The sequence below is a fragment of the Cellulomonas massiliensis JC225 genome (assembly GCF_000312005.1).
GTDB classification, from domain to species: Bacteria; Actinomycetota; Actinomycetes; order Actinomycetales; family Cellulomonadaceae; genus Cellulomonas; species Cellulomonas massiliensis.
Window position 1 is genome coordinate 258,425 of the sequence record NZ_HE978588.1, and the last position, 19,401, is coordinate 277,825.

Below are 19,401 nucleotides of genomic sequence, written 5' to 3' on the forward strand. Positions count from 1 at the left end.
GGCCGCGCCCAGGGCGCCCCGGGCGGCGACCGCCGCTGAGCGAGACGACCGGCGGCGCACCTCAGCGCCGTCTAGGGTGAGGCGGCGTGCCGCTGCGACTCGTGCAGGTGAACATCAAGGCGCGTGACGAGGTCGCGCTCGGGCGCTTCTGGGCCGACGCGCTCGGCTGGGCGGTCGACAGCGAGGGGCCCGGGGTGACGAACCTCGAGCCGGTGGGCTTCCGCTGGCCGCACCCGTCGGCGGTCTGCGTGGACCTGGTCCGGGTGCCTGACCCCACGACGGTCGACTACCGCGTCCACCTGGACCTGGCGCCGTCGCAGGACGGCGGCCTCGTCGCCCGGCTCGTCGCGCTCGGCGCGACGCGGCTCCCGGACCACGACGACGAGCGCGCGACGGTGCTGGCGGACCCGGAGGGGAACGTGTTCCGCGTCCTCGCACCCGGCCTGGCGTCGCCGGACACCGGGCCGATCGCCGCGGTGGTCGTGCACTGCGCCGACCCGCGAGCGCTGGCGGCGTTCTGGGACGCGGCGACGGACTGGACGCTGCTCGAGCTGGCCGACGACCGCGCCCGGCTGCGCTCCTCGGCGGGCGTGGGTCCGTTCCTCGACCTCGTCCGCGGTCCGGCGACGCCGCTCACCAGCCACGTGCACCTCGACGTGATGCCCTACCCGGGCGACGACCAGGCGGCCGAGGTCGCGCGGCTGCGGACGCTCGGCGCGCACGACGCCGACGTCGGCCAGGGCGAGGTGCCGTGGGTGGTCATGACGGACCCCGCAGGCCACGACTTCTGCGTGCTCAGCCCGCGCTGAGGCGGGCGGACGGCGCGACCGGTCCGACGCGCGCCGCCCGCCACGTCATCCGCCGGAGCGTTCCAGGACCACCCGCCAGTCCTCGTCGCCCTCGCGGACGCGCACCCGGGAGGACGCGTCGCTCACGTCGACGCGCAGCTCGGCCTGGGCGGTGCCGCAGGTCCACAGCGACGTCGCGCGCGTCCCGTCGAACTCCCAGCGGGGGCGACCGGCGAAGGCGGGGTGGTCGCGCCGGAGCCGCAGGGCCGTCAGGAGGTCCTGGACGACGGGCCGGCGCAGCGCCTCCTGCACCTCGGGGGCGCTGTAGTGGTGCCGGTTCACGTCGCGCCCGACGCCGGTCGCCGCGAGGAGCTCCAGGTCGTTGCCGCCGGCGAGCAGGCCGACGTAGTAGACCTGCGGGATCCCGCTGACGAACACGTGCAGGAGCCGGGCGAGCAGGTAGCGGTCGTCGTCGGCACCCACGGCGTCGTAGAAGGTGCAGTTGACCTGGTAGAGGTCGAGGTTGGACGCGGCGCTGCCGGTCGCCAGCCGGCTGCCTCCCCGGCTGTTGACGTGCACGGACTCGACCAGCGCGTCGATCTGCGCGTCGTCGAGCAGCCCGGGCTCGCCGGGGCGGGACTCGCTCGCGCCCACGTCGACGATGCCGATGCCGTCGTGGGTGTCGAGCACGGTCACGGCGTTCTCCGGCCGGACGGCCAGCCACCGCTCCAGGGGCGCGAGGTCGCGCGCGGTCAGCGCGTGCAGCACCAGGGGCGGGAGCGCGAAGTCGTAGACGAGGTCGACCTGCCGGGCGATCTCGATCTGCTCGGCATGGTGGCCGTGGACCTCGACGAGCACCTGCGCGCCGCGTGCGTGCGCGTGCGCGGCGACGCGCTCCATGACGGCGAACGCCCCGGGCGTCATGAAGCACGACGTGCCCGCCTGCTTGCCGGTGTACCCGACCGCGTCGAGGCGCAGCATGCTCACCCCCGCGTCGACGAGCCGGTCGACGACCTCGGCGAGGTACGCCCACGCGGTCTCGTCGCGCAGGTCGAGGTCCACCTGGTCGGCGGTGAACGTCGTCCACACCAGCCGCTGGCGGCCGCCCAGCCGCATCGCGGTGAACGGCAGGCCCGGCCGGGGCCGGTAGATCCGGGCGAGGTCCTCCTCGGTCGCCCCGTCCGGGAACACCGACGACAGGGTCAGGAACATCCCGGCGTACGGCGAGGCGTCGCCGCGCTCGCGCACGTCGAGGAACCGGGCCGACCGTGCGGAGACGTGGTTGACGATGACGTCCGCCATGACCGTGCGGTCCCGGGCGATCTCCCGCACGTCGTCCCAGTCCCCGAGGCGAGGGTCGACGGCGGCGTGGTCGTCGGGGTCGAAGCCCGCGTCCGCGCCGTCGAACGGCGTGAAGAACGGGAGGATGTGCACCCCGTCGAACGCACCGGCGAGCGGCCCCTCCAGGAGCGCCCGCAGTCCGTCGATGTCCCCGCCGAGCCGGTCGGCGTAGGCGATCAGCTGCGGCCCGCTCCCGCGCGGCCCGCCCATCAGCCGTCCCGCCCGAGGAGCCGGGCGAGCCAGCGCGTGCGGGCCGCGCGCGCGTCGCGCGACAGCGTCGCGTCGGGCTGGAGGAAGTCGAACCCGTGGCAGCCGCCGGGCCAGACGTGGAGCTCCGCCCGACCGCCCGCGCGCCAGATCTTCTGGGCGTACTCGACCGCCTCGTCCCGGAACGTCTCGGCGGAGCCCACGTCGACGAAGGCGGGTGGCAGCCCTGCGAGGTCGACGGCGCGGCCGGCGGCCGCGAGAGCGGGCACGTCCCAGGAGCCCGCCGAGCCCGGCAGGTACGCGCCCCAGGCGACGGCGTTCGCGTGGTGGTCCCAGGAGCCGACCCCCGCCATCTGCCAGGACGAGTAGCTGTCGTTGCGGTCGTCGAGCATCGGGCAGATCAGCATCTGCCCGGCGAGCGCGGGCTCACCCCGCTCGCGCGCCAGGAGAGCCGTCGCCGCCGCGAGCCCGCCGCCGGCGCTGACCCCCTCGATGACGACGCGCGACGCGTCGACCCCGATCTCCGCCGCGTTCCGCACCAGCCACCGGAGGCCGGCGTACACGTCGTCCAGGGCCGCCGGGTAGGGGTGCTCGGGCGCGAGCCGGTAGCCGACCGACACGACCGCGCACCCGAACGGCGCGCCCAGCTCGGCCGCCGCCACGACGTCGTCGTACATCGTGCCGGCGACCAGCCCGCCGCCGTGCACGTGGTAGATCACCGGGAGCGCGCCGCGGGCACCGACGGGCCGCAGCAGCAGCAGCTCGACGTCGGGCGCGCCGGGCGCACCGGGCACCCGGCGCGTCGTCACCTCCAGGGAGCCGCCGAGCGACAGCACCTCGGGCGCCGGGACCTCCGCACGGGCGCGGAGCACGGGGACGTCGTCGAGCACCATCCCGACGACGACGTCGGTGCGGGCGTCGAGAGCCGCTTCGACCTCCGGGTCGAACGGCGGGCGGCGCGAGGCGGTCACGGTCATCCCTTCACCGAGCCCTGGAGCAGGGCCGTGACGAACCGGCGCTGGAACAGCAGGAAGATCACCAGCGTGGGGGTCAGGATCAGCAACGACCCCGCGCACAGCAGCGGGATGTCCGTGCCCCACTGGCCCTGGAACGCCCCGAGCGCGCCCGCCATGGTGCGCTGGGTGGGGTCGTCGACGAGCACGACCGCGAGCAGGAACTGGTTCCACGTCCACAGGAACATGAGGATCCCGAGCGAGGACAGGGCCGGCATCGACAGCGGCAGGTGGATGCGCCAGAACAGCTGCCACGTCGAGGCCCCGTCGATGCGCGCGGCCTCCGAGACGTCGTCGGGCATCGTGATGAAGTGCGCCCGCATCCAGAACACGGCGAACGGCATGTAGAGCGCGATGAGCGGCAGGATGATCGCCCACCGGGTGTTGAGGAGCCCCATCTCCCGGATCTGGAAGTAGAGCGGGACGATGATCCCCTCGTACGGCAGCGTGAGGCCGAGCAGGAACGCGATGAAGACCCACCGTCCGCCCGGCGGACGCAGGTGGCCGAGCGCGAACCCGGCCAGCGTGCCGATCAGGAGCGCGACCGGCACGACGCCCAGCTCGATGAGGACGCTCGAGACCAGGAGCTTGCCCATCTGCGCGGACTGGAACGCCGTCACGAAGTTCGACCAGTGCAGCGTCTCGGGCCACGCCAGGCCCGCCGGGTACGTCCCCGGCTCGTGCAGGGCGGTGACGAACAGGCTCACGAACGGCATGACCGTCACGAGCATGAGGACGGTGAGCAGGACGCGACCGGTCCACCGCTCACGTGCCGAGACGATCACGAGTCACCACTCCGGGTCAGGCGCTGCAGCGGCAGCACGACGGCCAGCACGAGGACCATCAGCGCGACGGCGAGAGCGGAGGCCGTGCCGATCTCCCGCTCGAAGAACGCGAGGTAGTAGATCTCCAGCCCCGGCACCAGCGTGCTGTTGCCCGGCCCGCCCTGGGTGGAGATGTAGACGATGTCGAAGCTCGCCAGCGCGGCGATGACGGTGACGGTGACGCAGACACCGATCTCCTGGCGCACGCTCGGCACGGTGATGGAGAAGAACTCCCGGACCACCCCGGCGCCGTCGATGCGTGCGGCCTCGTACAGGGACGGGTCGATCTTGCTCATGCCGGCGAGCAGCAGGAGCATGCAGAGCCCGAACAGCACCCAGGCGCCGATGACGCCGACCGCCGGCAGCGCCGTGTCGAAGTCGCCGAGCCACGGCCGCGCCAGGGCCCCGAGGCCGACGGCGCGCAGCACCTGGTTGACCAGGCCGTCCGTCGACAGCAGCCAGCTCCACATGATGCCGGCGGCGACGAGCGGGATGATCTGCGGCAGGAACAGCACCGTGCGCGAGACCAGCGCCAGCCGGCTGGTCGCGAACTTGCGGATCGTCGCGGCCGTCACCAGCCCGAGCGCCACGGGGATGACGCTGAAGAACAGGATCAGCTCGAACGCGTTCACGATCGAGCCGCCCAGCTCGGGGTCGCGCACGATCTCGACGTAGTTGCCGAAGCCGGCCCAGGTCGCCGCCGTCACCCCGTTCCAGTCGTAGAACGAGTACTGGACCGTGCGGACGATCGACTGGATGACGAACACCCCGTAGAACGCGGCCGCGGGGAGCAGCAGGGCCCACGCGACCCAGCCCCGGCGCAGGCGCCGCGCGCGCAGTGCGCGGCGCCTGCCCTCGAGGCTCGAGGAGTCGTGCTGGGCTGCCCCGCGGCCGCCCGGCCGAGGCCGGGCGAGCCGCTGGTCGGACATGTCAGTCACCGATCTCGCTCTCGTAGTCCGCCTGGACCGCCTTCAGCAGGCCCTCGGGCGTCTGCTGACCCGCGACCATCTTCTGGAGGTTGGGCGTCCAGCTCTTGGCGTAGATCGCGCCAGTGGCGTTCGCGATGAAGTCCATCGCCCCGTTGTCCTCGCCGATCTTCGCGCCCGCGGCGAGGGTCTGCGCCGTCACCGTGTCCGCGTCGACCTCGGGCATGAACGCGTCCGCCGGGCCCATGGGGCGCGAGCCGCCCACCTCGACGCCGATCGTGCGCGCCTGCTCGTTCGTCGCGGCCCAGTCGAGGAAGAACGCCGCGCAGTCGGGGTTGGCGGCCTTCGCGGAGACCCCGTAGGTGAGCGGCGCGGACATGGCGGCCTGGGCACCGCCCTCGGTCGCCGGCGGCATGAGGAAGAAGCCCACGTTGCCGGCCATCTGCTTGTCGAGGTTCCCCGACTCCCAGTCGCCGTCGAAGATGAAGACGCTCTTGCCGCCGATGAAGCGGCTCATCATCATCGAGTAGTCCATCGAGTTGATGTCGTCGGCGAAGTACCCGGCCTCGATCCACTTCTCCAGGTGCTGCGCCGCCTGCAGGTTGGTGTCCGTGTCGATCGACGCGCCCTCCTTCTGGAAGATCCAGTCGTTGATGGGCGTCGGCGCCCCGTAGGACGTCATGAGGTTCTGCAGGGGGAACGCCAGGCCGCCGGTCGCGCCGCCGTTGAACTGGGCGACCGGGACGAGCCCGGCGTCCTTGGCCGCCTGCAGGTAGCCGTCGAACTCCGCGAGCGTGGTCGGCGGGGTCGTCATGCCGATCTGGGCGGCCTGCTCCTTGTTGTAGAAGACGCCCGTCATCGACGAGTTGAGACCCATGGCGTACAGGGGCCCGTCGCCACGGCGACCGTTCTCGTCGACCCGCATCTGCTCGAGCTGCGACGCCGGCCACTGGTCCCAGCCGAACGCGGCCGCGTACCGGTCGAGGTCGAGCAGCAGCCCGTCGCTCGCGAGCTCGGAGACCTGGGGCAGGCGCATGAGGTCCGGCGGGTCGTCCACGAGCACGCGCGGCGCGTTCTGCGTGATGACCGCGAACTGGTCCTCACGGATGTCGAAGGTGACGTTGGGGTGCTGCTTGGTGAACTCGTCCATGAGCGCCTTCGGGAGCGGGAAGCCCGTCTCGATGTACGCCTGGAGCGTGACGTCCTCGTCGCCACAGGTGGGAGCGGCGCCCGCCGTGCCCCCCGCCGTGCTGCTCGAGCCCTGCGTCGGCGCGCCCGCGCCCGGAGGGCTGCACGCCGCGACGGCCGCCAGGCCGCCGACCAGCAGTACCGCCGCGATCCCTCTACGTCGATCCCATCCACCCGGTCGAGACACCGATGTCTCCCTTCGTCGAGCGGGGTTGCAGTCGGGGCCCCGTTGCCCGGCAGCCGGTGCTAATCCGGCTTAGCAGGGGTAGTTTCAGCATGGGCCGCGGACGGTGTCAAGGACGTGCGGGCATCCGAGGCCCGGACGATGCACAGTCGTGACCTCGCGCTGCAGGGCGCGCTGGATCCGAGGCGAGGAGGCGGCCGTGGGCCGGAAGAGGGTCACGTTGGCCGACGTCGCGGCGGCAGCGGGCGTCTCGCCGACCACCGCCTCGCTCGTGCTGTCGGGCCGCGGGCGCGAGCTCCGCATCTCGGAGATCGTCCAGCAGCGCGTGCGCGCCGTGTCGGACGAGCTCGGGTACCGGCCGAACATCGTCTCGATCGCCCTGAGCAAGGGCACCACACGCACGCTGGGGTTCGTCTCCGACACGGTCGCGACCTCGCAGCTGGCGGGAGACCTGATCAGGGGCGCGCTCGAGACGGCGCGCCGGCACGGCTACATGCTGTTCATCGCCGAGTCCGAGGGCGACCCGGCGTCCGAGCAGCAGCTGCTCGACGCCATGCTCGACCGCCAGGTCGACGGCGTCGTCCTCGCCTCCATGTTCACGCGCCTGCGCCGCACCCCGGACGCGCTCGCCGACGTCCCGTCGGTGCTCCTCAACACGCTGCCGCTCGAGCCGGGCCCGGTCCCCGCCGTGGTCCCGGACGAGCACGAGGCGGGCCGGGCGGCGGCCCGCCTGCTCCTGGACGCGGGTCACCGCCGGATCCACCTGATCGGCGCGGGACCGGACGTCCACTCGGTTCCGGCCGGCACGGTCGCGGGCCGGGAGCGCCTCGCCGGCATCTGCGAGGTCCTGGCCGACGCCGGCCTCGAGCCCGCCAGCGGCCACGTCCTCGAGGACTGGACGCCGCTGCACGGCCGGCGCGCCGTCGCCGAGCTGCTCGAGACGACCCCCGACCTCGGGGCGCTGCTCTGCTTCAACGACCGCGTCGCGTTCGGTGCGTACCAGGCGCTGCAGGCGGCGGGCCGGCGGGTCCCGGACGACGTGTCGATCGTGTCCTTCGACGACGCCCCGCTCGCGCAGTGGCTCGATCCGGGCCTGACGACCTTCGCGATCCCGCACGAGCAGCTCGGCAGCCGCGCGGTCGAGCTGCTGCTGGAGCTGGTCGACGCGAGCCGGCGGGGCGCGACCCCCGGCGCCGCCGCCACGCGCGGCGACGTGCACCGGCTTCCCATGCCGCTGCGCCAGCGGGGCTCGGTCGCAGGTCCCCCCGCCCGGCCGGCGGACGGGCGTCCGCACGCCGGGCGGTCGTGATGCTGACGCTTCCGGACTCCTGGGTGTGGGACGCCTGGTTCGCCGACGACGGCCACCGGCACCACATGTTCTTCCTGTACGCCTCGCGGGCGCTGCACGACCCGGAGGCACGCCACCACCGGGCGTCCGTCGGCCACGCCGTCTCGGACGACCTCGTCTCCTGGACGCGGGCGCCGGACGCCCTCGTGCGCGGTGACCGCGGGGCGTGGGACGACCTCGCCACGTGGACCGGCTCGGTCGTGCGGCACCCGGACGGCACGTGGTGCATGTTCTACACCGGTGTGACGATGACGGAGCGGGGCCCGTGGCAGCGCATCGGCGTCGCCACCTCGCCCGACCTGGTCACGTGGCACACGTCCGCGCAGAACCCCGTGCTCGAGGCCGACGCGCGGTGGTACGAGCGCCTCGATGCACCACCGCACGACGGCGCGTTCCGCGACCCGTGGGTCTTCCGCGACCCGGACGGCGACGGCTGGCACATGCTGGTCACCGCACGGTCGGCCACCGGCCCCATCGACGACCGCGGGGTCGTCGGGCACGCCCGCTCCCCCGACCTCCGCACCTGGCACGCGATGCCGCCGCTCACCGAGCCGGGCGCCGGCTTCGGCCACCTCGAGGTGCTGCAGGTCGTCACGATCGACGGCGAGTCGATGCTGCTCTTCTCCTGCGCCCCGGAGAACCTCTCGGCCGCCCGCCGGGAGGCGTCGGGCGGATCCGGCGGCGTCTGGTGCGCCCGGGCTGCCAGCCCTCTCGGCCCCTACGACCTCCGCAACGCCGTCCAGGTCACCGACATGAGCCTGTACAGCGGCCGCGCCGTGCGCACGCGGGACGGCGGCTGGGTGCTGCTCGCGTTCCAGAACGAGGGACCGGACGGGCACTTCGTGGGCTCGATCTCCGACCCGCTCGCCCTGCCACGGCTCGGAGCTCCCCCGCGTGAGCACGGGTCGGGACCCGGCCGTCACCGGCCGGGTCCCGACGTCGGCCGCTAGCCGCAGTGCACGGCGGGCTGGACCACCTGGAAGGCGGTGGACCGGTTCGTCCCGTCGACGTCCGCGGTGACGGTGACCGTCACGGTGCCGGCGCCCACGTTCGACGTGGGGACGGTGAACGGGTGGAAGGCACCTCGTCCGGGCTGGAGGTTCGTGAACCTCTTCGTCCCGAAGTCGGTCGTGACGACCGCGGACACCGGCACGTCCTCCCGGTTCGTGACGGTCGGCGTGACCCTCACGTTCTTCCCCACGCACCGCGTGTCGACGCCGACGACGACGTCCAGCCGGCGGCGCTGGTCGAGCAGCCACTGCATCGTCCTCGGGTCCTCGAGCGTGGGTGCGGCGGCGAGGTGGCGGTCGGGCAGGGTGAACGCCTCGTCGCCGTACTCCGTCCACCGCACCAGGTCGGCGATCGCCGCGTCGGTGAAGCCGCGGGCCCGGTAGGCGTCAACGAGCCGCTCGTACGACGCCCGGGCGTTCGCGACCCGCAGCAGGTGGTCGCCCGTCCCGTGCGTGATCCACATCGGGACCTCCGCCTCCGCGATGGCCGTGGCTTGCGCGGCGGTGTTCGGGAAGCCGCCCGTCAGGAGCCCGCCCGCGAACAGCTCCGGGCGGTTGGCGAACAGCCACCACATCAGCGTCGAGCCGTAGGAGATGCTCGTCGCGTAGACCCGGTCGGGGTCGACGGCGAAGTCCGCGGAGAACTCCTCGACCAGCTGGGCCGTCTGCGGCCCGTCCGTCGCCGTGCTGGTGCGGCGGTTCTGCGGCGCGAGCACGATGACGTCCTCGTCACGCCCGAGCCACTCCGACGACGACCACGCGTGCGCCAGCATGTCGGTCGTCAGGTGGACGCCGAGGTTGCTGCTCCCGTCGTACCCCTGGCCGTAGCCCGGCAGCGCGACCACCAGCGGGTACCGCTTCGACGGGTCGTAGCCGTCGGGGAGCCGGTAGTCGTAGTGCAGGGGCTGACCGGTGGTCGACTCCAGGACGCCGTGCTGGAACCGGGCGACCCGGCGGTCGACCGGCTCGTCGGTGACGGTCCAGTCCTGCTCCCCGCCGTAGGACAGCACGCCGCCGTCCGCGCCGACCACGTCGCCGACCTGCGTGACGACCGTCGGCTGCTTCGGGTTGACCCGCACGTACTGCGGGTTGCTGGCGAGGATCGTCGTCCACCCGGCCTCGAGGTCGGGCTCGACCTCGAGGACCACGAAGCGGCCGGGGCCCTCGTGACGCCCGCCGTCCGCCAGGAGGGCGGGGTCGGAGGTCGTGTAGACGTCCGTGACGCGCCGCTCGACGAGGTCGCCCAGCGTGCTGATGTCGTCGAACCGGAAGTTGTACTGCGTGTCGCGCAGGACGAAGTCCTCGGGCGACAGGGAGGACGCATCCACGTCGTCGGCGTACTCGAGCACCGTCGCGACGACCTGCTGGCCGTAGGAGCCGACGTCCGTGACGTTGCGCACGCCGAGCACGCCCGTGGGCTGCCACAGGTGGTCGCGCGCGAACGTCGTGAACAGCTGACCCGCCGTCATGCCGTCATGGGCGCCGGGCACCTGAGCGGTCGCCGCGTGGATGCCCCGTGCGGCGAAGCTGCCCGCGATCGCGTTCTGCGCGCTGAGGGTGCCCTCGAAGACGCCGTTGCCGAGGAAGACCGACATGCCGTTGGGGCCGACGGCCGCGGCGACGCTGTCGTAGTCGGCCGCCGTCAGCGACGGGTTGCCGGAGAAGAAGCCGTAGTAGCCGAACGTCGTCGGGTAGGTCTTCATCACGACGCCGCCCGTCATGCCGCCGTACGAGAAGCCCGCGTACGCGCGCCCCTCCCGGTCGGTCGCGACGTTGTAGCGGTCCTCGACGAACGGGAGGATCGTCTGCACCAGGTTGTTCGCGGCGTTGGGCTGGTTGTACGAGCCGAAGCCCAGGCTCGTGCCGGTGAAGTGGTTGCCCATCGTGACGACGACAGTCGGCTCGATCTCACCGCGCGCCGTCAGGTTGTCGAGGATGGTCGGCACGCCGACCGGGATCATGAAGTCCGTCTCGTCGCCGAAGATGCCGTGCGCGAGGTACGCGACCTTGTACGGCTCGGCGCGGTCGGGGTCGTAGCCCGGCGGCAGGTACACGCCCAGGTAGTGACCGCTGTCGCCGAGGATCGTGGTGTACGGGACGTACTGGACGGTGCCGCGCTCGGCCGCGTCCCGCCGGGGCAGCTCGTACGTGGCGCGGGCCTCGAGCACCGGGTCGGCCTGCTTCGCGGCGTACGGCACGGCGACGGAGTCGAGGACGTCGTTGTTGCGCACCCGGAACGACTGGTCGCCCGGCGGCCGCGGGTTCGACGACGCCGGGTCCCAGATCCGCTTGTTCGTCCACCCCTGGCTCGGGTCCCACACGCGGTACCAGTAGCTGAGGTTGCCGGCGTGGAGCGGCACGGAGACGGACCAGGTGCCGTCGGCGCCGCGCTCCATGTCGCGCAGGAACTCGACCCCGCCGGCGTGGTAGCGGCCCTGCTGCCACTCCTCCGGCTGGAAGCGGGTGGTTCCCGAGGTCAGCCCGAGCAGCGTGAGGTCGCCGCCGAGCCGCACCTGCGTGGCGTTCGGGTTCCGGTAGGTGAACGTGACCGTGTACCCCGTGGGCGACCCGCTGTCCGCCGCGACGCTCGCGCCCTCCGGGGCCGGCGGGTCGGCGGCGGCGGGCGAGGCGAGCGTCAGCGCGCCCGCGCCCAGCGAGAGGCTCGCGACGAGCGCGACGAGCGGACGTGCCGTGCGTCTTCCGAGTGGATGCATGTGAGCGCACTCCCTTGTGTCTCGACGATTCGCGCCCTGCGGCTCCCGGCAGGGAGCGCGGGGCCTGCTGCATGACCTCCTGCGTGCGGCCGAGCAGGGGGTTCACCCCCGCCTCACCGTCGTCGTGCGCACGCGTCGTCGTTGATCGCGAGGTCTGGACGGTGCTCGGTCGATGCTCAACCGATTTAGCCGCATCGGCAACGTATCGGGCGTACCGGACACGGTCAAGAGACGGCCTGCCCGGCCGGCGCAGGCCCGGCGGTGCCCCGGCCTATGATCCGAGCGACCGGAAGGACACACGTGCGCAAGAGGGTCACTCTCGCCGACGTCGCGAGCGCTGCCGGCGTCTCCCCCACGACCGCGTCGCTCGTCCTCTCCGGGCGAGGCGACGAGCTGCGGATCTCGCGCGCGGTGCAGCAGCGGGTCCGCGAGTCGGCGGAGGAGCTCAGCTACCGGCCGAACATCCTCTCGCTCGGCCTGCGCAACGGCCGGTCGAGCACGCTCGGGTTCATCTCGGACACCGTCGCCACGAGCCAGCTCGCGGGCGACATGATCAAGGGCGCGATCGACGCCGCCAACGAGCACGGGTTCATGCTGTTCATCGGCGAGAGCGAGGGCGACCCCGCCGCGGAGAGCCGCCTGCTCAACGCCATGCACGACCGCCAGGTCGACGGCGTCGTGCTCGCGTCCATGTTCACCCAGACGCGCGAGGTGCCGCCCGAGCTCGCGCAGTTCCGGGCCGTCCTGCTCAACGCGATCCCCGCGGGGCCCACGCACGTGCCCGTCGTCGTCCCGGACGAGTACACCGCCGGTCACGCGGCGGCACGGCTGCTCGTCGATGCGGGCCACCGCGACATCCACCTCATCGGCGTCGGCACCGACGACGAGGCGGTGCCCCCGCGGACGGTCGCCGGCCACGAGCGGCTCGCGGGGATCCTCGACGCGCTGCAGGAGTCCGGCCTGCGGCCCGTGAGCGGCCAGCTGTGCGACGACTGGCAGCCGCCCGAGGGCCGGCGCGCCGTGCAGGACCTGCTCACCCGCCACCCGCGGCCGGGTGCGCTGCTGTGCTTCAACGACCGGTTGGCGTTCGGCGCGTACCAGGCGCTCGAGCGCGCCGGGCTGCGCGTCCCCGGCGACGTCTCGGTGGTCTCGTTCGACGACTACCCGCTCGCCGCGTGGCTCGAGCCTGCGCTCACCACCTTCGCCATCCCGCACGAGCAGCTCGGTCGCTACGCCGTCGAGCTGCTCCTGGAGCAGATCCAGGCCAGCACGGAGGTTCCCGCCGACCCGGTCGTCCACCGCCTGGACATGCCGCTGCGGCTGCGCCACTCGGTCGCGCCGGCGCCAGGGGCCTGAGCGCTGCACTCCGAGCTCCGCCCCCAGGATTCGAACCTGGACTGCAAGGCTCCAAAGGCCTGCGTGCTGCCGTTACACCAGGGCGGACCGGCCCGGCGTTGCTCGCGGTTGCTCGCGGTTGCTCGCGGTGGCTCGCCGTGGACCGTCGGCCAGTCTGCCAGGTGCCGCACGGCATGATGGTCGCGTGGCCACCGACTCCAAGCGGGTGCAGCGCTCGCGCATGACCGGCACCCAGCGGCGTGCGCAGCTGCTCGAGGTGTCCCGCCGCCTCTTCGCCGAGAAGGGCTTCGAGCAGACCAGCGTGGAGGAGATCGCGGCCCGCGCGGAGGTGTCCAAGCCGGTCGTCTACGAGCACTTCGGCGGCAAGGAGGGGATCTACGCGGTCGTCGTCGACCGTGAGGTCCAGGCGCTCACCGGTGCGCTGACCGACGCGCTGGAGGAGGGCGGCCACCCCAAGGTCCTCGTCGAGCGGACCGCGCTCGCGCTGCTGTCCTACATCGAGGCCAACGAGGACGGCTTCCGGATCCTCGTGCGCGACTCCCCCGTCGCGCAGGCCACCGGCACGTTCTCCAGCCTCATCGGGGACGTCGCGACGCAGGTGGAGCACCTGCTCGCGGACCAGTTCCGTTCGCAGGGGCAGGACCCGAAGACGGCCCCCATCTACGCGCAGATGCTCGTCGGGATGGTGGCGCTCACCGGGCAGTGGTGGCTCGACGCCCGCCGCCCGGCCAAGACCCAGGTCGCCGCGCACCTCGTCAACCTCGCGTGGAACGGCCTGCAGGGGCTCGAGCGGCGGCCGTCGCTCACCGGGATGGCGTGACCTGCGGGCGACGCGCGTGACCGGCACGGCCAGGCGTGCCGTCAAGACTCTCGACGACGAGTAATCTCCCCCCATGGCGACGACCGCGCCCGGCGAGGACGAGGGACGCGACGAGGTCGACCGGATCGTGCGGGCCTGGCGGCGCGAGCGTCCGGACCTCGACGTGAGCCCGCTCGAGGTGCTGTCGCGCGTCACGCGCCTGGCCCGCCACCTCGACATCGCGCGGCGCAGCGCGTTCGCCCGCCACGAGCTCGAGACGTGGGAGTTCGACGTCCTCTCGGCGCTGCGGCGCGCGGGCGAGCCGTACCAGCTCTCCCCCGGCGCGCTGCTCACGCAGACCCTCGTCACCAGCGGCACCATGACGAACCGCATCGACCGCCTCGTCGAGCACGGCCTGGTCGAGCGCCTGCCGAGCCCTGGTGACCGGCGCAGCGTCATCGTCCGCCTGACCGACCTGGGCCGCGCGCGGGTGGACTCGGCCTTCGCCGACCTGCTCGGCGTCGAGCACGGCCTGCTCGACGCCCTGCCCGAGGGCGATCGCACGGCGCTGGCCGGGCTGCTGCGCGACCTCGTCGCACCGTTCGACGCGAGCTGAGCGCCGGGCCTCAGCCCGCGACCTCGGCCGCCTCCAGCCACGCCGCCTCGAGCTCGTCCTTCTCCGCCGCGAGCTCACGCAGCTGCGCGTCGAGCGCCAGCACCGCCTCGTGGTCCGTGGCCTGCTCGGCCATGCGCCCGTGCAGCGTCGCCTCCTGCTCCGCGATGCGGGCCAGGCGACGCTCGATGCGCGCGACCTCCTTGCGGGCGGCGCGCACGTCCGCGGCGCTCGGGGCGTCGGAGCCTGCCGCCACGGGCTCGTCGGCCGGCCGTGCCGCGGTCGCGATCGCCGCGGACCGCAGGGCGAGGTACTCCTCGACGCCACCGGGCAGGTCGCGCAAGGCACCGTCCCCGAGCAGCGCGACCTGGCGGTCGCACACGCGCTCCAGCAGGTAACGGTCGTGGGAGACGACGACGAGCGTGCCGGGCCACCCGTCGAGCAGGTCCTCGATCGCGGCGAGGGTGTCGGTGTCGAGGTCGTTGGTCGGCTCGTCGAGCAGCAGCACGTTCGGCTCGCCGACGAGCAGCCGCAGCAGCTGCAGGCGCCGCCGCTCGCCGCCGGACAGGTCGCGCACCGGCGTGCGGGCGCGATCGCGCGGGAAGCCGAGCCGCTCGACGAGCTGCGACGCGGTCAGCTCCTTGCCGCCGACGACGATCGACCGCTTCTCGCGCTCCACCACCTCGACGACGCGCAGGTCGGCCAGCTCGTCCAGGTCCTCGACGTCCTGCCGCAGCTCCGCGACACGGACCGTCTTGCCGCGCTTGACGCGCCCGGCGGTGGGCTGCAGGCGGCCGGCGAGCAGGCGCAGCAGCGTCGTCTTCCCCGCCCCGTTGACGCCGACGACCCCGTACCGGTCGCCCGGGCCGAGCCGCCAGGTCACGTCCTCGAGCAGGGTGCGGCCGCCGAGGTCGACCCGGACGCCCTCGAGGTCGAGCACGTCCTTGCCGAGGCGGGCGGTCGCCATGCGCGACAGCTCCATGCGGTCGCGGGGCGGCGGCTCGTCGGCGATGAGGGCGGCGGCGGCGTCGAGCCGGAACCGCGGCTTCGAGGTGCGCGCGGGCGCACCGCGGCGCAGCCAGGCCAGCTCCTTGCGCAGCAGGTTCTGCCGCTTCTCCTCCGTCACCGCGGCGGAGCGGGCACGCTCGGCGCGGGCCAGCACGTACGCCGCGTACCCGCCCTCGTACGGGTCGACGACGCCGTCGTGCACCTCCCACGTGCGCGTCGAGACCGCGTCGAGGAACCACCGGTCGTGCGTCACGACGACGAGCGCGCCGCTGCCGCGGCCGAAGCGCTGCACCAGGTGCTCCGCGAGCCACGCGACGCCCTCGACGTCGAGGTGGTTCGTCGGCTCGTCGAGCAGCAGGATCTCGTCATCGCCGACGAGCAGGGCCGCGAGCGCGACGCGGCGGCGCTGCCCGCCGGACAGCGTGGCGACGTCGGCGTCGAGCGCGACGTCGGACAGCAGGCCGGCGTGCACGGACCGGATCCGCGCGTCCGACGCCCACTCGTGCGCGACCGCGGAGCCGTGCACGGCCTCGAGCACGGTGCCGCTCAGCTCGTCGCGCTGGTCGAGGACGCCGACGCGCACACCGCCCGCCCGGGTCACGCGCCCGTCGTCGGGCGCCTGGCGGCCCGCGATGACCTGCAGCAGCGTCGACTTGCCGGCGCCGTTGGGCCCGACGACGCCGATGCGCTGGCCGTCGTCGAGCCCGAGGCTGACGCCGTCGAGCAGCGTGCGCGTGCCGAGCGTGAGGGTGACGCGGTCCGCGCCGAGCAGGTGAGCCATGGCGGCCCCACGCTACCCGCCGGTGCGGGCCACCCCGGTCCGCGTTCCCGGGGCCGGGCACGCACCCGTCCGCTACGGTGACCGGGTCACGCCGTAGTCCCGCATGCGCGTGCGTCGTCATCCCGCAGACGACTGTCCGAGACAGAGACCCACGGGAAGAGACACGCCCATGTCACGCAAGTCCTTGCTCGCCTCCCTCGCGGCCCTGGCCGTCGCGGCGGCGGTGATCGTCCCCTTCGCCTCCAGCGCCAGCGCAGCCACGTGCGCCGCGGCGTGGAGCTCCTCGGCCGTCTACACCGGCGGCCAGAGCGCGTCGTACAACGGCCGCAACTACCTCGCCCGCTGGTGGACCCAGAACGAGACGCCCGGCCGTGCCGAGGTGTGGACCGACCAGGGCACCTGTACCGGCGGCTCCGGCGGCGGCACAGGCGGCGGCACGGGCGGTGGCGGTACCGGCGGCGGGACCACCTGCACCGCCGCCACGTGGACGGCCGGCACCTGGTACACGGCCGGCACCGTCGTCCGGTACACCGACGGGAAGTACTACGTCGCCGAGCACGACAACCCCGGGTACGACCCGCTGATCAGCACCTGGTACTGGGACCCGACGACGTGCTCCGGCACGGGCGGCGGCACCGGCGGCGGTGGCGGCAGCACCTCCGGCTTCGTCGTCAGCGAGGCTCAGTTCAACCAGATGTTCCCGAGCCGGAACGGCTTCTACACCTACCAGGGCCTCGTCGCGGCGCTGAGCGCCTACCCGCAGTTCGCCAGCGCCGGCGGAGCGACGATCGCGAAGCAGGAGGCGGCGGCGTTCCTGGCGAACGTCGACCACGAGACCGGCGGGCTGGTCTACATCCGCGAGATCAACACCGCGAACTACCCGCACTACTGCGACACGAGCCAGCCGTACGGCTGCCCCGCCGGGCAGGCCGCGTACTACGGCCGCGGGCCGATCCAGCTGAGCTGGAACTTCAACTACAAGGCCGCGGGCGACGCGCTCGGCATCGACCTGCTGCGCAACCCGTACCTGGTCGAGCAGGACTCGGCCGTCGCCTGGAAGACGGCGCTCTGGTACTGGAACACGCAGTCCGGCCCCGGCACCATGACGCCGCACGCCGCGATGGTGAACCAGCGCGGGTTCGGCGAGACGATCCGGAGCATCAACGGGTCGATCGAGTGCAACGGCGGCAACCCGGCGCAGGTCCAGAGCCGGGTGGCGAAGTACCAGCAGTTCACGTCGCTGCTGGGCGTCGCCCCGGGCGGCAACCTCAGCTGCTGACTCCGTGCCGCGGGGCGGTCGGGTGCACCCCGGCCGCCCCGCCGCACGAGCGGGGGCCGACTACTCGGTCGTGCTCACGACGCGCGCGCCGGCCACCGGCGCCGAGGCCGTGACGACCCGGTCCGCCACACCCGCGGCGGTGATCGCGGCGGCGACGAGGAGCGCGTGCTGGCGGTTGCGGCCGAGCGCCGCCACCGTGGGACCGGAGCCGGAGAGGACGACGCCCAGCGCCCCGGCGTCGCGCGCGACCGCGATGGGCTCGGCCAGCGCGGGGTCCAGGCGCAGCGCGGCCGGCTCGAGGTCGTTGTGCAGCGCCTCGCCGAGCGCGTGCGGGTCGCCCGCGCGCAGGGCCTGCATGAGCGGCACGTCCGCCTCGTCGTCCGGCGGCGTGCCGGGGCCGGACGGGACGTGGCCGTGCGCGGCGTCGAACGCGCCGTACACCTCCGGGGTCGACAGGCCGCGGTCCTGCAGCGCGAACGCCCAGTGGAACTCCCCGCGGGTGAGCGCCGGCGTCAGGAGGTGCCCGCGGCCGCTGCCGACGGCCGTGTGGCCCATGAGGGCGAACGGCACGTCGGAGCCGATCTCGCCGGCGAGCTCGAGCAGGTCGTCCCGGCTCAGCCCCGTCGCCCACAGCGTGTCGCACGCCAGCAGGGCGGCCGCGGCGTCGGCCGAGCCGCCCGCCATGCCGCCGGCGACGGGGACGCCCTTCTCGAGGTGCAGGTGCACACCGCCCGACACCCCCGCGTGCTCGGCCAGCACCGCGGCGGCGCGCCACGCGAGGTTCGTCTCGTCCGTCGGCACGAGCTCGGCCTGCGTCCCCGACACCGTGACGACGAGGTCGTCCGCCGGCGTCGCCACGATCTCCTCGTAGAGCGACACCGCCTGGAAGATTGTGTGCAGCGGGTGGTAGCCGTCCGCCCCCGGCGCCCCGACGCGCAGCGACAGGTTGACCTTGCCGGGCGCGCGCACGCGGACCTCGTGCTCGGGCAGCGGGGCCACGGGGGTCAGCGTCACGGGCCCCACTGTGCCAGGTCGCCCGGAGCGCGCGAGGCGCTGAGCCGCTCCGCGACGCGGGCGAACCCCTCGACGTCGACCGTCTCGCCGCGCGCCTGCGGGTCGACCCCCGCCTCCTGCAGCGCCGCCTGCGCGGCCTCCGCCGAGCCGGCGATCCCGGCGAGCGCCGAGCGGAGCATCTTGCGCCGCTGCGCGAACGCCGCGTCGACGACCGCGAACACGTCCTCGCGGGCCGCCGTGGTCCGCGGCGGCTCCCGGCGGTCGAGCCGCACGAGCGCCGAGTCGACGTTCGGGACGGGCCAGAACACCGAGCGGCCCACGGTCGCGGTCCGCCGGGCCGCGGCGTACCACGCGGTCTTGGCCGACGGCACGCCGTACGTGCGGCTCCCGGGCGGCGCGGCGAGCCGGTCGGCGACCTCGGCCTGCACCATGACGAGCCCGCGCTGCAGCGACTCGAAGCGCTCCAGGAACGTGAGCAGCACGGGGACCGAGACGTTGTACGGCAGGTTGGCGACGAGCGCGGTGGGCGCGGCGCCCGGCAGCCGGCGGACCGCGAGCGCGTCGCTCGTCACGACCGTGAGCCGCTCGCGGCCCTCGTCGTCCCGCAGCACCGTGACCGGGGCGTCGTCGACGGGCTCCGCGGCGGAGGGCGTGAGCCCGGCGTGCTCCGCGACCGTCTGCGGCAGCAGGCGGGCGAGGACGGGGTCGATCTCGACGGCGACGACGTCGGCACCCGCCTCCAGCAGCCCCAGCGTCAGCGAGCCGAGCCCGGGCCCGACCTCGACGACGCGCTGGCCCGGCTCGACGTCCGCCTGGCGCACGATCTTGCGGACCGTCCCGGCGTCGAGGACGAAGTTTTGCCCGAGCGTCTTGGTGGGGCGCACACCGGCGCGCTCGGCGAGGGCCCGGATCTCGGCCGGCCCGAGCAGCGTGACGGACATGCGCCGAGCCTACGGGCGCGCGGCGGCGCCGCCGCACCGGGGTCCCGGACGGGTCCAGGACGGACGA

The 19,401-nt window shown here is 73.7% G+C and carries 16 protein-coding genes and 1 tRNA gene; 7 read left to right on the forward strand and 10 right to left on the reverse strand.

The genetic code is table 11. The annotated features are described in order from the left end of the window. Positions 1-86 precede the first annotated feature (86 nt). On the forward strand, positions 87-809 hold the full coding sequence (locus HGCM_RS01180) for a VOC family protein (RefSeq protein ID WP_019135069.1): 723 nt from the start codon (positions 87-89) through the stop codon (positions 807-809). Positions 810-854: 45 nt separating this feature from the next. Here HGCM_RS01180 and gtfA read toward each other — a convergent pair whose 3' ends face one another. From gtfA to HGCM_RS01205, 5 genes are read right to left on the reverse strand one after another with little or no spacing between them, the layout of a single operon-like run. Continuing rightward, entirely contained in the window at positions 855-2,339 is a 1,485-nt protein-coding gene (gtfA, locus tag HGCM_RS01185; RefSeq protein WP_019135070.1) for a sucrose phosphorylase, read from the reverse strand. Beyond that, complete coding sequence (locus tag HGCM_RS01190) at positions 2,339-3,313, reverse strand: alpha/beta hydrolase (protein ID WP_019135071.1); 975 nt, start codon at positions 3,311-3,313, stop codon at positions 2,339-2,341. Before HGCM_RS01190 ends, gtfA begins: the two co-directional genes overlap by 1 nt. Continuing rightward, the gene (locus HGCM_RS01195; RefSeq protein WP_019135072.1) at positions 3,310-4,134 is read right to left on the reverse strand and encodes a carbohydrate ABC transporter permease; all 825 of its coding nucleotides are present in this window, start codon (positions 4,132-4,134) and stop codon (positions 3,310-3,312) included. Before HGCM_RS01195 ends, HGCM_RS01190 begins: the two co-directional genes overlap by 4 nt. Next, entirely contained in the window at positions 4,131-5,102 is a 972-nt protein-coding gene (locus tag HGCM_RS01200) for a carbohydrate ABC transporter permease (RefSeq protein ID WP_019135073.1), read from the reverse strand. The genes HGCM_RS01195 and HGCM_RS01200 overlap by 4 nt, the downstream gene beginning before the upstream one ends. Position 5,103: 1 nt before the next feature. Then, a complete protein-coding gene (locus HGCM_RS01205; RefSeq protein WP_026075169.1) occupies positions 5,104-6,474 on the reverse strand; it encodes an ABC transporter substrate-binding protein in 1,371 nt (456 codons plus the stop codon). Positions 6,475-6,670: 196 nt separating this feature from the next. On the opposite strand from HGCM_RS01205, the gene HGCM_RS01210 reads away from it, so the two are divergent. Beyond that, a complete protein-coding gene (locus tag HGCM_RS01210) occupies positions 6,671-7,780 on the forward strand; it encodes a LacI family DNA-binding transcriptional regulator (RefSeq protein ID WP_019135075.1) in 1,110 nt (369 codons plus the stop codon). Continuing rightward, on the forward strand, positions 7,780-8,769 hold the full coding sequence (locus HGCM_RS01215; protein WP_040399242.1) for a family 43 glycosylhydrolase: 990 nt from the start codon (positions 7,780-7,782) through the stop codon (positions 8,767-8,769). The genes HGCM_RS01210 and HGCM_RS01215 overlap by 1 nt, the downstream gene beginning before the upstream one ends. Here HGCM_RS01215 and HGCM_RS01220 read toward each other — a convergent pair. Continuing rightward, complete coding sequence (locus HGCM_RS01220; protein WP_019135077.1) at positions 8,766-11,543, reverse strand: alpha/beta hydrolase-fold protein; 2,778 nt, start codon at positions 11,541-11,543, stop codon at positions 8,766-8,768. The two genes, HGCM_RS01215 and HGCM_RS01220, sit on opposite strands and share 4 nt — an antisense overlap. 300 nt (positions 11,544-11,843) lie before the next feature. On the opposite strand from HGCM_RS01220, the gene HGCM_RS01225 reads away from it, so the two are divergent. Then, the gene (locus HGCM_RS01225) at positions 11,844-12,899 is read left to right on the forward strand and encodes a LacI family DNA-binding transcriptional regulator (protein ID WP_019135078.1); all 1,056 of its coding nucleotides are present in this window, start codon (positions 11,844-11,846) and stop codon (positions 12,897-12,899) included. Positions 12,900-12,914: 15 nt separating this feature from the next. Here HGCM_RS01225 and HGCM_RS01230 read toward each other — a convergent pair. Further along, positions 12,915-12,986 (reverse strand) — tRNA-Gln (locus HGCM_RS01230). A gap of 133 nt (positions 12,987-13,119) precedes the next feature. Between HGCM_RS01230 and HGCM_RS01235 the strand changes: the two genes are divergently transcribed. Together HGCM_RS01235 and HGCM_RS01240 are read left to right on the forward strand one after the other, a co-directional pair. Next, a complete protein-coding gene (locus tag HGCM_RS01235) occupies positions 13,120-13,719 on the forward strand; it encodes a TetR/AcrR family transcriptional regulator (RefSeq protein ID WP_026075170.1) in 600 nt (199 codons plus the stop codon). A 73-nt stretch (positions 13,720-13,792) separates the two neighbouring features. Then, entirely contained in the window at positions 13,793-14,314 is a 522-nt protein-coding gene (locus tag HGCM_RS01240; protein ID WP_019135080.1) for a MarR family winged helix-turn-helix transcriptional regulator, read from the forward strand. 10 nt (positions 14,315-14,324) lie between these two features. On the opposite strand, the gene HGCM_RS01245 is transcribed toward HGCM_RS01240, so the two are convergent. Next, positions 14,325-16,100: an ABC-F family ATP-binding cassette domain-containing protein gene (locus HGCM_RS01245; protein WP_019135081.1), complete on the reverse strand. Its 1,776-nt coding sequence runs from the start codon at positions 16,098-16,100 to the stop codon at positions 14,325-14,327. A gap of 169 nt (positions 16,101-16,269) precedes the next feature. On the opposite strand from HGCM_RS01245, the gene HGCM_RS01250 reads away from it, so the two are divergent. Then, positions 16,270-17,379, forward strand: a complete 1,110-nt coding sequence (locus tag HGCM_RS01250) for a glycoside hydrolase family 19 protein (RefSeq protein ID WP_019135082.1) — start codon at positions 16,270-16,272, stop codon at positions 17,377-17,379. 60 nt (positions 17,380-17,439) lie between these two features. On the opposite strand, the gene HGCM_RS01255 is transcribed toward HGCM_RS01250, so the two are convergent. Continuing rightward, positions 17,440-18,393 (reverse strand): 4-(cytidine 5'-diphospho)-2-C-methyl-D-erythritol kinase, encoded by a 954-nt coding sequence (locus tag HGCM_RS01255; protein WP_019135083.1) that lies wholly within the window; start codon positions 18,391-18,393, stop codon positions 17,440-17,442. Further along, positions 18,390-19,334 carry a 16S rRNA (adenine(1518)-N(6)/adenine(1519)-N(6))-dimethyltransferase RsmA gene (gene rsmA / locus HGCM_RS01260; protein ID WP_019135084.1) on the reverse strand — a complete coding sequence of 315 codons (945 nt, stop codon included), beginning with the start codon at positions 19,332-19,334 and terminating at the stop codon, positions 18,390-18,392. Before rsmA ends, HGCM_RS01255 begins: the two co-directional genes overlap by 4 nt. Positions 19,335-19,401 lie beyond the last annotated feature (67 nt).